This is a genomic window from Mesorhizobium sp. M0060 (assembly GCF_040323155.1).
Classification (GTDB): Bacteria; Pseudomonadota; Alphaproteobacteria; order Rhizobiales; family Rhizobiaceae; genus Mesorhizobium.
This window is the reverse complement of sequence record NZ_JAMYUP010000030.1, coordinates 56,115-66,790: the sequence shown is the minus strand read 5'-3', so window position 1 is coordinate 66,790 and position 10,676 is coordinate 56,115. Positions and strand designations below refer to the sequence as shown.

The window sequence follows — 10,676 nt, the reverse complement described above, 5'->3', positions numbered from 1 at the left end:
CGCCATCCGCTCGTACTTCATGCCCAAGCGGGTCAAAGCGGCCCGCATCTGAATCCTGCCTCTGTCAAGCAAGGACAGTCGTGCGGTGCTCGTGACGCTTACGTTCGATTGAACAGGTCGTCCGGTCTTTTGCTGGATCACGATCGCACGCGTTCGAATTTCCGGCCCAACAACCAGGCTGCCGATCTTAATCTTAACGAGGTCGCAGCCGCGCAAGTTGCTGTCGATCGCGAGATCGAACAACGCTCCATCCTCGATCAAGGAAGAACCGGATGGCCCATATCTGCCGAGGCCTCAGCGCTCGTTTCGCGCCAACCTTCTTGCCTGCATTCCAAGCTCGTCGCTCCTGCACCCGAAGCAAATCTCAACCAGTGGAGGGAGTGGGATTGGAACCGCCGTGAACACTCGTGGGATTCATGCGACGCGCCTTAGTTTATTGCTTTTATCCATCTCGTTGCACTAAAATCGCTGCGCACTTTTGGGCGACATGTACCAATGCCCGCTTCCCGCAGCCTTTTGCCGACGAGACCTGACCGCCTCCAGCAGTTCGCGCTCGCTGGTGTGAACATTTCGAAAAATGGCCACAACCATCACCGCCAAGGTTTCGGCATCGGGGTCCAAAGGGTCGAGATTCTCATCCGCGCAGACCTGATCGAACACGCGTCCGCAAATAGCCAGATCGTGAGGGCTCAGGCAGGTGCGATTGAAACGCCGACGCAGCATCTGGGCGAACCTTTCAGGGCCCGCCGTCCGTGCTTTGCGGCGGGCTTTTTACTGATGAACCGCTGACGCGATGGAATGCTTAAGTCATAATATCGTCCACAGTGGATTGTAATCAGTTTACCTGCGGCCTGATGATTGCTCTGTTAAGAGTCCCAAAATCAACGCGCACTCGCGGGCTTTATACTGCCCAGAAATCATAAGTTGGCGGTAGTCTTGCCACTTGTGTTCCGGGACGTGAAATCCGCGCCGAAATTCCGCCGCCTCTTTTGGAGTTCGAGTGCAACCGAGTTTACTGGCCGCGACCTTCAAACTCCCCAGTGAGCATCCGATTTTTGCCGCAATGTCTTTCAACGGTTCGTTGTTACCGTACCCATCAAGAATTATCTTGCGACGACCTTCGCTGTTGAGCTTTGTGTTCATTTCAGCGGTCCCCTCAACTATGCTTTCCCGATGCCCGATTCTATACGCACCAGGTTGAAGAGTGTCGTTAGCTTCGCATCCAGAAACTTATCTCGGCATGCATTTCTGACTGTAATCCAGCGTGAGCGCCATTTCAGTCGCCTCGAGTCGGCCAGTCTTGCCAGATGCCTGAGGTACACCACATGATTGAGAGGGGCATGGGCATACCCGAATCGGATATGACACCACGCGATGGATGCTAAAAGGCAAGAGGAGGCGCTTGCGAGGCAGGCGCTGGAGCGTGATCGACGTCGTTGGCCGCGCGAAGATCAACCTTACAATGAGGGTGCCCCGTCACTTGCGCCGGCGCTCGAACCTTTGCCCTTTTCAACGCTCGAACTGGCGCCAGAGGATCAATTCGGCGCTTGGCAGGCGCACATGGCACCGCTCGTCGAGGTCAGGTTGCCGGATCACAAATCGCTCGACGATGGCTTTCCCGCCGACCACACGGCTTGGAACCTCGGCGGCATGCTGATCGTTCAACAGCGCGCACCGGCACATAGTTATATGCGTTCTGCCGCGAAGCTTCGGTCCAGCTCGATCGATCACTGGTATATCGCCTTGCCACGTACTGGCCGGTCGTGGACGGAGGTCGATCGCCGCGTAGCGGAGAACCAGCCGGGCAAATTGGAGATCAGATCGCTTGGCTACCCGTTTCGCGGGAGGACAACGGACTCCGAAGGTCTCTTTCTCTATTTGCCGCGCGATTTGTTCGCCGATGCGGCGGCAACCCTGGACGCCAAGAACAATTCAATTCTGTCCGGCAACTTTGCCAACCTCTTGCTCGACTATGTCAACAGCATCGAAGCAAGACTGCGCAGCCTCACGGCTGACGATCTGCCCCGCATCGTGCACGCAACACGCAGTATGATCATTGCCTGCGTCGCGCCTCCGGCGGAACAGGCTGCGGCCGCCGAACAATTGACGAGTGTCGCGCTAATGGAGCGAGCGCGTCGATACGTCCACCACAATCTGGATGCGGCTCATTTGACACCGGATTCAATGTGCCGGGCGCTCGGCGTCTCGCGCTCTCGTCTCTATCAGTTGTTCGAACCAAGCGGTGGTGTTCTCCATTACATACAAAGTCGCCGCCTTCTGGCAGCCCATGTTGCGCTAAGCGATCCGGCGGACAGCCGCCGCATTGTTGAAATTGCTGAAGCCTTTGGGTTTAGTTCAGCGGCTAATTTCAGCCGGGCATTCAGCAAGGAATTCGGTTACAGCCCCCGCGAAGGCCGCAGCACTGTGGTGTTGCCGCGCCCCGCCAACTCTGTTTCGCTTGCCGGACAGGAGAAAGCCTCTTCCTTTGAAGGTTGGCTCAAAGCGCTCTGAAGCTGAGTACAGGATCGGCGATGCTGATGGGGCGGGCTCAAAACAGGCTTGCCGGGGCGGGGAAGGCCACGCCGCACAATATCTTCGTGTCGCGTCCACCGCGCCATCAATCACATAGCTCATTCCCGCCAATTCGCGATTTATTAATGAACTGTGACTGTTCGTCGTTGCCGATAATTTGCCGCCAATCACGGCGGAGCATACATTGCAACTACGCTGCATGCGGCGCTTGTTAAAACTGCGATTTGAAAGTTTGCTAAGGTTGACAGTTATGCTATTTCTAAACTGGGGGCGCGAATTTGCACCGCCTATGGAGGTGGCTCTTGCGCCCACAGGCATCAGGCACGGAGAGTGAGGGGCCTTCCTCGAGCGATGCTCCACGTGCCGGCGATGGGGTTCTCGCAGACGTTTTGGCGAACACGACCGAACTTTTGTCGATCTATGACCGCGACTTCCGCCTGACGCACTACGCAACCAGGCTCAAGGGTGTGTACGGAGGCGCGGTGGCGCTGGGCGCCGCCATCTGGGAGATCTATCCGAGCTTTCTCGATGCGAGGTATCGCGACGATTTTCTTCGTGTGTTCCAGGGCGGCTCTCCGGCGCGCATCGACTTGCCGCCATCATCAGGCGAAGCGCCCCGGTCCGTTTTTGTCTTCGCCACTGCAAATGGTGTGGGAATCATCGAATCAAGGGAGCACGGCGGGCGGAGCGCTGCGGAGGAGCAAGAGCATGTAATTCTGCTCCATCAGGCGACGCACGACGTGCTGACCGGACTGCAGAATCGGCGGCAATTTGGCGAGCGGCTGCAGCAAGCACTGGCGGCCCTGGGCGGACCAAAGCCTAAAGCCGCCCTGTTGCAAATCGACCTTGACGATTTCAAAGCGGTCAACGACACGCTCGGCCATGGAGCAGGTGATACGCTTCTTCAGCTCGCAGCGGGTCGTATCCGCGACGCGCTGCAGGACGGAGAATCCGCGTATCGGTATGCCGGCGATGAGTTCGCTGTCATCCAATTGGGAAAGGCGCAGCCAGCAGAGGCTGAGCGCCTCGCCGGATCGCTAGTCGACGCGTTCAAGGAGCCGTTCGTCATCAACGGCATCCCCATCTTCGTCGGCTCGAGTATCGGAATTGCCTTCGGCCCGGAGCACGGGACGGATGGCGAGCAGCTGATGAAAGCCGCTGACATTGCTCTTTACGCAGCCAAGACAGATGGACGCGGCTGCGCTCGAACATTCAACCGTTCGATGCTGCTCTTGCTCGAGCAACGCGAGAATCTGAGGCGAAGCCTTCGAACCGCGCTGGAGCGGGGCGAACTTTATCTGGAGTATCAACCGCTCAATCGGCCTCCCTCGTCGGTGATCGGTTTCGAAGCGCTACTACGGTGGCGACACCCCGAGATCGGAATCATTCCTCCCAGCGTTTTCATACCGATCGCCGAAGCCGACGGTCTGATGGACGAGATTGGACGATGGGTGCTCGAGGAAGCCTGTCGCCAGGCATTGACGTGGCCTTCCTCGCTGACGGTCGCAGTGAACCTGTCGCCGGCTCAGTTCCTTAGCGGTTCGCTGACGGATACGGTTGCTCAGATCATCGACTCAGTTGGAATCCGGTCCGACCGACTTGAACTCGAGATAACCGAGACGGTCCTTCTTGAGAAGACGATCGACAATATCGACACGTTAAATACTCTGAACGTCTTGGGGATACGAATATCGCTAGACGATTTTGGAACATACTATTCATCGTTGAGCTACCTTAAGAACTTTCCCTTCGACACCTTGAAGATCGATCGGTACTTCATCGCGGACCTGGAGACCGATCTCAAAAGCCAGACCATCGTGCGATCGATCCTGAGTCTGGCGCACGGCCTGGGAATAAGCGTCACCGCCGAGGGGGTCGAGACGTCGGCACAGGCACGGTGGCTGATCAAGGAGAATTGCGATTGCCTGCAAGGGAATTTCCTGGGACGCCCGCTCGGAGCCGAGGCAACCAGCGATTTCATCAGGCGGTCCCCGCTGAGGGTGGTACGAGCGATGGAGGAATCAAATCGGGCGGTCTAGCGCCTTGCACCCTTTGTTAACGGCGAAGTGGAGATTTGTAGAAACGATCGAGGCAGATACCGCGCAATTTTTGGAGTCGGTGAGAGACTGAGTCATAACGGAGCGCGGTGAAATTTTCCGCCTCGGAGGTCATCGCGCCACCAGGGGTCAATACTGATAGAACAAGGGAGGATGCCGATGGGACCTGTTCATCATGATCTGGCTGGCGGGCCGACTTTTGAGCCCATGATCCAGATCGACATGGAAATCAAAGCTTTCGTCTCCGCTTGGAGACACTGCGATTATGTCTCGACATACATGGCCCGGATGATCAGTCAAAACAGGTCAGACTCGGTCCGGCATTCAAATCTCTTTTCCTCTGCCTTCAACGAATTGCTGGAAGTCGCCTTTCGTACGCGCCATGCCGACGGCGAACTGGCATGCAGGGTGTCTCGCCACGGCGCCACGGACAGGATCGAGTTGACGTTTCCTTGCCTGCCAGAAGAGCGCCAGTTCTACGAAGAAGCCGTGTCGCAAGTCGCAGGGTTCGAGGCCAGGGAGCGATACCTTAATTCTGTGTCTGGGGATCTCGCGCCCAGCCGGGAAATCGTACTCTTGGAACTGGCTGTCGACTACAACGCGACACTCAGGGTCGAGGAAGCCGATGGTGAAGCAATCAAGCTTGTCGTGGATCTTCCGCTTGAAGGCCTGCAAAATTGAGCCCTTACGACCTTCTCCCACGCTTCAAGGCGCAATACGACGCGAACAATCAGGAGTTCTCCATATCGGGGGTGGTCCGGCCTCAGGCGATCGATGAGCTTGGGCCCAGCATAGCATTGCTTCGCGATGCGATCGACCGTGTGCGCGGCGTTCTCTACGTCAATGTCAGACGCCTGACGCAGATGAACAACGCTGCGTTTCACACCTTTTCGAGGATCATCATTGACGCCTGTCGCGCTCGACCCGATCTCAAATTCGTCGTCATCACGTCAAGCGTCGTCGGATGGACCTCGCGAAAATTCGGTCGCTTGAGCCAAATCGAACCGAACATCACGGTCGAGGAGTATGACAGCGAATTTTATCCAGGGCAGCGCTTCCTCGAGGAAGGCGGGTTCGTACCGATCCTGCGCTCACAAACAAAGATGACCTGGCGCCACGAGCGCGCAATCTTGCCGCGACACGGCATGAGGCCCGGGATCGTCATGGCCGACATCTGTTGCGGGATCGGTGATTTCGCTGTGCTCGTGCAGAAGGAGTTCCAGCCATCGCGGATCGTCGCCCTCGACCACTCCATATCAAGCCTGGACTATGCTCGACGGGTGATGCGGGAGTTCGATATCCGGGGCATCGAATATACCTATGGCGATGCGTCGGAAATGCTGCTCGACGAAGCGCAGTTCGACTTGGTGACCTGCCGACATTCCCTTCAAATCTTCAATCGACCTGCACTAATCCTCAAGGAGCTCTACCGCATATGCAAGCCAGGCGGGAGGGTCTACATCACCAACGAGAAGAATTCGCATTGCCTCGGCGAGCCGCGCGCCGAAAGCATTCGTTGGACCTACAACGAGGTGGCAAAGCTATTCGGGCATTTCGAGATGGACGTCGAGCTTGGGCCCAAGAGCCGGAGATACCTGATCGAAGCCGGATTCGAAGACATCCGTGTCGAGACCTTCATGGTCACTAACCTCGACGGCGATCCGCAGGATTTCGCCGATGTCATCGCGGCCTGGGCGGATATCTATGCGGGCGAGATGGCGAGCAAACGCGGCGACTGTCCGGAGTTCGTAGCACGGTTCCGGCAGGGCTTCCTGGACCACATTTTCGCTGCGCTCCACCCCAAGGGTTATGCGGGTTGGCCGATCTGGGTCGCATCCGGGAGACGGCCGCAATGAAAGCCGACAATGCGCCTGCACCGCGCTTCGGCCTGCGCTCCTTTCGAGCGAAATTCGTATTGGTCGTTGGCGGCGCCGTACTGTTCGACCTCCTGCTGAGCGGTGGTCTGGCGCTTTGGAACGTTCAAAAGCTGTCGCGCGACGCCACATCGGAAGTCGGTGAGGGCCTGACGACCGCAAACGAGGAATACATTCGTTCCTATGCCGAGTCGACGGCGTTGAGCGTCGACCTGCTGCTCGATCGGGTTCATGGGGACGTCAAGGCGCTGACCGGCGTGCTGCAGGCCCAGATCGACGATCCGGGGAGGCAGCAACAGGTCGGAGCGACGCTTTCGCATGAGGCGCCCGGCTCGGTGAAGGTCGTCTACGACGCGCAGGGCGATTGGGCGCAGAATCTGCCGGGCGCGCCTTCCGTCGTAAGCGTCTGGGGCTACCTGTTGGGTGCCGACCACAGTCCGCTGCCGAGCGTTCAGCAGGAAATAGAAAACAGTACCGTCATCGATCTCGTCGCGCCGACTCTCATGGCCAACGGGTCGTCCAAACTGCAGATGTACTATATTGGTCCGAAAGAACGGCCGATCTTCAGAACGGTACCGTATACGGACCAGGCACAGACCTTCGACCGACTCTATCCAGGCCACAACAAGGCGGAATTCTGGGAGTTCTTCTTTCCGGGAATCTATGGTTCATGGCAGCAATGGGCCAGGGATCCAGCCTCACGTCCGGTCCCTGACGATATTACACAAACAGCGCCTTACACCGATGCAATCACGGGAAAGCTGATCGTCAGCTTTTTCCATCCGCTGTGGACGCGCGATCGCAGCGGTATCGCCGGTACGGCGGGGGCAGACATCACTCTCGATCAGCTTGCGGAAGTGGTCGAACGTGTGAAGATCGCTGAAACCGGGTTTGGCTTCCTCACGATGTCGACTGGCAACGTGGTCGCGATCAATCCGTCGGGCCAGACGATCATCGGCCTGACTTCATCAAGCGATGCGGGCACGCAGGGCGTCACGGGCCTGGAGAGGTCCCTGCGGGGAAGTACGCAGCCGGCTATCGCGTCACTACCTCTCGACCAGAACAATGACGGTGTCATTCAGCATATCATGCTCGACAACAAGGGCGAACGCGTACCCTACATCGTTGTCCTCAAGCGATTGAAGCCGACCAATCTGTGGAGTTCGGGACCGATCAAGTCCGAAACGATGTCGGTCGGGATCGTCGTTCCCGAACGGGAGATCTATGCGTCCCTGTTCGCCGCGCAGGAGAGTATTTCTCGCGCAACCAATCGTATCCTGCTTTTTCAGATCGGTGCGATCGTCGTTTCGCTTCTGATTGTTTTTGCGGCCGTGCTCGGAATTTCGAAGAGGATCACTGCGGGCCTCAGGGCGCTTGCCAGCGCCGCCCAACGGCTCCAGTCCAAAGATTATTCAGTCCGCGTGAGCATTCCGACGCGCGACGAGGTTGGAGCGGCAGGGATCGCTTTCAACCGGATGGCTGAGCAGATCAGCTTTCACACGGAAAATCTCGAGCAACTCGTCGACGACCGAACCAGAGAGCTCGGGGACGCAAATCAGGAGATATCCGCGCTCAACGAAAAGTTGAGGGACGAGAACGTCCGCCTCGGTGCCGAGCTCGCAGTTGCCAGGCAGATCCAGATGATGGTCCTGCCGAAACCATTCGAACTCGAAGCGATTCCGGGGCTGGAGATCGCAGCCTACATGCGGCCGGCCGACGAGGTCGGCGGTGACTACTACGATGTCCTCCAGAACGGGCCACGGGTCAAGATCGGCATCGGCGACGTGACCGGTCATGGTCTCGAGAGCGGCGTGCTGATGCTAATGGTGCAATCCGTTGCACGCGCGCTGCAGGAAACCAACGAAAGGGATCCGCACCAGTTTCTGGATCGGCTGAACAGAGCGATCTACAAGAACATACAGCGGACGAACACCGATAAGCATCTCTCGCTGGCCTTTCTTGACTTTGAGGATGAGCGGGTGACGCTATCCGGCCAGCATGAGGACGTTCTCGTCGTGCGTGCGGATGGGGAAGTCGAACGCATCGATACGCTTGATCTGGGTCTGCCGGTTGGTCTGGAGAATGACATCTCGCAGTTCATTGCCACGCGTGACATCCTGTTCGGGAGTGGCGACGTGATCGTGCTGCACACCGACGGTGTGACCGAGGCGGAAGACCAAGACAGAAGACTGTTCGGGTTCGAGCGCCTGTGCCAGAGCGCGCGAAAACGTCATGGCAGGAGCGCCGAGGAAATCAAAACCGGGATCATCGAGGATCTGATGAGCCATATCGGAATCCAGAAGATCCACGACGACATCACCCTCGTGATCATAAGGCACACATAGGAATGACAGCGCTGTTCGGTACCCCTGATATTGCAATCGGAATGAAGGAGAGTGGCAGTCGCGTGCGGCTGTTCGACGGACCTCTCGACTTGAGTTGGCGTCATTGTGCTACGACCTCGGACTTCATCGCCGATCTTTTCGCGTTGCGCTTTCAGTCGTCCCGCAATGACTACATGGAAGTGCGGCACAGCATTGGATATCTGGTCAACGAGCTCATCGAAAATGCCGTCAAGTTTCGCGCACCGGGTGAGATCGTGATCGAGGCGTCGATGGATGCGCAGTGCTTCAAGCTCAAGGTGTCGAATGACGTCGATGGTGAAAGCGCGTCTGAGTTCCAAAGTCTCCTAGCGGACATCACGGTTGGCGACCCCAGAGACCTGCTGATACAGCGAATTGAAGCGAATGCTGCCAACCCCGACGTGGCAGGCTCCGGACTCGGATTGCTGACGTTGATGAGCGACTATGGCGCACGCCTGGCTTGGATATTCAGCTCCGCGGACGAAAGCCATCGGATTTGCCTGGAGACATATGCCTCCATTCCGATCTCGCAAATTCACGATTAGAGGAAACGAAGCCAGGCTATGGAAATCAGGACAGACGACTACCGCGTGTGGATTGAAGGAAGCGAGATTTTTTTCGACGGTGCAATGCGGCTTGCCAGCTCCGAGGCCAGTGCGCCCATCACGGCTTTGGCGACCAGTGTTCTTGCCTCAAATCCCTCTTCCATTACGCTCAATTTGAAGGACCTTCACTTTCTCAACTCTTCTGGCATCAACCTGCTGGCGAAATTTACCATCGAAGTGCGCAAACATCCCGATGTTCGACTCGTCGTGCGTGGAACGCCCGACATACCCTGGCAATCGAAATCATTGCCGAATCTGAAGAAACTGCATCCCGCTCTGGTGCTTTTGATGGACTAACCAGGTCCCGAAATTTGCAGGGGACTGCGTGGGCTTGCGGCAACCCGAGATAGTATAGGTCAGCCGGGGACGATGCGGGAGCCCCGCACCGATAGTGAGAACGGTGCAGGAGCGCGGCGCCTACAGCGAATATGTACGCCAGGATAAGTATTTGGATGCCAAGCTAACGACAATCCGGCCTCGTGCGCAGATGCTCGCAATGGCTCGGCGGGGGCTCGGCACAGGCGGCAGACGTCCAAGTTGGGGGGAGTCGGGCTGCCTGTGCCGATCAGCCGCCGCGCGACCAAAGGTGGCGTCATTGAGTAAGCGTGTCAAGGTGAACGGCGGCCAGCTGGAGTTCATTCCGCCGCAGATCCCGACTCGGGTCACGGAGCCGCCCGAAGATGAGGGATGGGTTCACGAGGTCAACCTTGACGGCTACCGAACGCAGATCATCATCGATAAAGGCGGCGTGCGTCTGTACAGCAAGAACGGCCGTAACTGGACCACGAAATACTGGCCCATCGCGCTGGCTGTCGAGCTGCCATGCCGGGCTGCCATTCTCGACGGCGAGGTCATTGTAACCGACGAGCGGGGCGCTCCCGATTTCTCTGCGCTGGAAGCCGCGATCTGGAACGAGCCGAGCCGGCTAGTATTCGTCGCGTTCGACATCCTCCATCTCGACGGTCGCAATCTTGCCCCCTTGCCCCTGCTGCAGCGCAAACAGGTGCTGTGGCAACTGGTTGAGCCTGGCGTCGGCAAGATCCAGTACAGCGAGCATTTCGAGGGCGATGCGCTAGCGATCTTCCGCGCCATCGAGAAGATAGGGCTGGAGGGCATCATCTCGAAGCGCGCCGATAGCCGCTACGGGAGCGGGCAATCGAAAACATGGCTGAAGGCCAAATATTTCGAGGAAGCCGATTCTGAGCATCGACGACAGCTTCTGTGAAGATCCTATGGGGATGGAAG

At 57.7% G+C, this 10,676-nt stretch carries 10 protein-coding genes and 1 pseudogene; 9 read left to right on the top strand and 2 right to left on the bottom strand.

Going from position 1 to position 10,676, the window contains the following annotated elements; genetic code table 11:
• Window positions 1-66: 66 nt before the first annotated feature.
• Window positions 67-361: pseudogene (locus NKJ94_RS24295) on the bottom strand (integrase); the annotation flags it as partial.
• 134 nt (window positions 362-495) lie between these two features.
• Here NKJ94_RS24295 and NKJ94_RS24290 point away from each other — a divergent pair.
• Window positions 496-789, top strand: a complete 294-nt coding sequence (locus NKJ94_RS24290) for a hypothetical protein (RefSeq protein ID WP_352528565.1) — start codon at window positions 496-498, stop codon at window positions 787-789.
• Window positions 790-840: 51 nt separating this feature from the next.
• On the opposite strand, the gene NKJ94_RS24285 is transcribed toward NKJ94_RS24290, so the two are convergent.
• On the bottom strand, window positions 841-1,143 hold the full coding sequence (locus tag NKJ94_RS24285) for a hypothetical protein (RefSeq protein ID WP_352528563.1): 303 nt from the start codon (window positions 1,141-1,143) through the stop codon (window positions 841-843).
• Window positions 1,144-1,374: 231 nt separating this feature from the next.
• Here NKJ94_RS24285 and NKJ94_RS24280 point away from each other — a divergent pair, with 231 nt between their 5' ends.
• From NKJ94_RS24280 to NKJ94_RS24245, 8 genes are all read left to right on the top strand, one after another.
• Window positions 1,375-2,511 (top strand): helix-turn-helix domain-containing protein, encoded by a 1,137-nt coding sequence (locus NKJ94_RS24280; RefSeq protein ID WP_352528561.1) that lies wholly within the window; start codon window positions 1,375-1,377, stop codon window positions 2,509-2,511.
• A gap of 410 nt (window positions 2,512-2,921) precedes the next feature.
• Window positions 2,922-4,571, top strand: coding sequence for a putative bifunctional diguanylate cyclase/phosphodiesterase (locus NKJ94_RS24275; protein WP_352528559.1), 1,650 nt, complete (start codon window positions 2,922-2,924; stop codon window positions 4,569-4,571).
• A gap of 177 nt (window positions 4,572-4,748) precedes the next feature.
• Window positions 4,749-5,270, top strand: a complete 522-nt coding sequence (locus tag NKJ94_RS24270) for a ubiquinone biosynthesis methyltransferase UbiE (RefSeq protein WP_352528557.1) — start codon at window positions 4,749-4,751, stop codon at window positions 5,268-5,270.
• On the top strand, window positions 5,267-6,445 hold the full coding sequence (locus NKJ94_RS24265; protein WP_352528555.1) for a methyltransferase domain-containing protein: 1,179 nt from the start codon (window positions 5,267-5,269) through the stop codon (window positions 6,443-6,445). Before NKJ94_RS24270 ends, NKJ94_RS24265 begins: the two co-directional genes overlap by 4 nt.
• Window positions 6,442-8,808 carry a SpoIIE family protein phosphatase gene (locus tag NKJ94_RS24260; RefSeq protein ID WP_352528553.1) on the top strand — a complete coding sequence of 789 codons (2,367 nt, stop codon included), beginning with the start codon at window positions 6,442-6,444 and terminating at the stop codon, window positions 8,806-8,808. The genes NKJ94_RS24265 and NKJ94_RS24260 overlap by 4 nt, the downstream gene beginning before the upstream one ends.
• A gap of 2 nt (window positions 8,809-8,810) precedes the next feature.
• Entirely contained in the window at window positions 8,811-9,371 is a 561-nt protein-coding gene (locus tag NKJ94_RS24255; RefSeq protein WP_352528551.1) for a slr1658 superfamily regulator, read from the top strand.
• A gap of 18 nt (window positions 9,372-9,389) precedes the next feature.
• Window positions 9,390-9,728, top strand: coding sequence for a slr1659 superfamily regulator (locus NKJ94_RS24250; protein WP_352528549.1), 339 nt, complete (start codon window positions 9,390-9,392; stop codon window positions 9,726-9,728).
• Window positions 9,729-9,822: 94 nt separating this feature from the next.
• Window positions 9,823-10,656 (top strand): ATP-dependent DNA ligase, encoded by an 834-nt coding sequence (locus NKJ94_RS24245; protein WP_352528547.1) that lies wholly within the window; start codon window positions 9,823-9,825, stop codon window positions 10,654-10,656.
• The last annotated feature ends 20 nt before the right edge of the window (window positions 10,657-10,676 follow it).

Excerpts from the sequence above, each read along its gene's own strand:
- NKJ94_RS24250 (WP_352528549.1), top strand. The coding sequence starts at position 9,390 with ATGGAAATCAGGACAGACGACTACCGCGTGTGGATTGAAGGAAGCGAG.
- NKJ94_RS24255 (WP_352528551.1), top strand. The coding sequence starts at position 8,811 with ATGACAGCGCTGTTCGGTACCCCTGATATTGCAATCGGAATGAAGGAG.
- NKJ94_RS24260 (WP_352528553.1), top strand. The coding sequence starts at position 6,442 with ATGAAAGCCGACAATGCGCCTGCACCGCGCTTCGGCCTGCGCTCCTTT.
- NKJ94_RS24290 (WP_352528565.1), top strand. The coding sequence starts at position 496 with ATGCCCGCTTCCCGCAGCCTTTTGCCGACGAGACCTGACCGCCTCCAG.
- NKJ94_RS24270 (WP_352528557.1), top strand. The coding sequence starts at position 4,749 with ATGGGACCTGTTCATCATGATCTGGCTGGCGGGCCGACTTTTGAGCCC.
- NKJ94_RS24280 (WP_352528561.1), top strand. The coding sequence starts at position 1,375 with ATGGATGCTAAAAGGCAAGAGGAGGCGCTTGCGAGGCAGGCGCTGGAG.
- NKJ94_RS24285 (WP_352528563.1), bottom strand. The coding sequence starts at position 1,143 with ATGAACACAAAGCTCAACAGCGAAGGTCGTCGCAAGATAATTCTTGAT.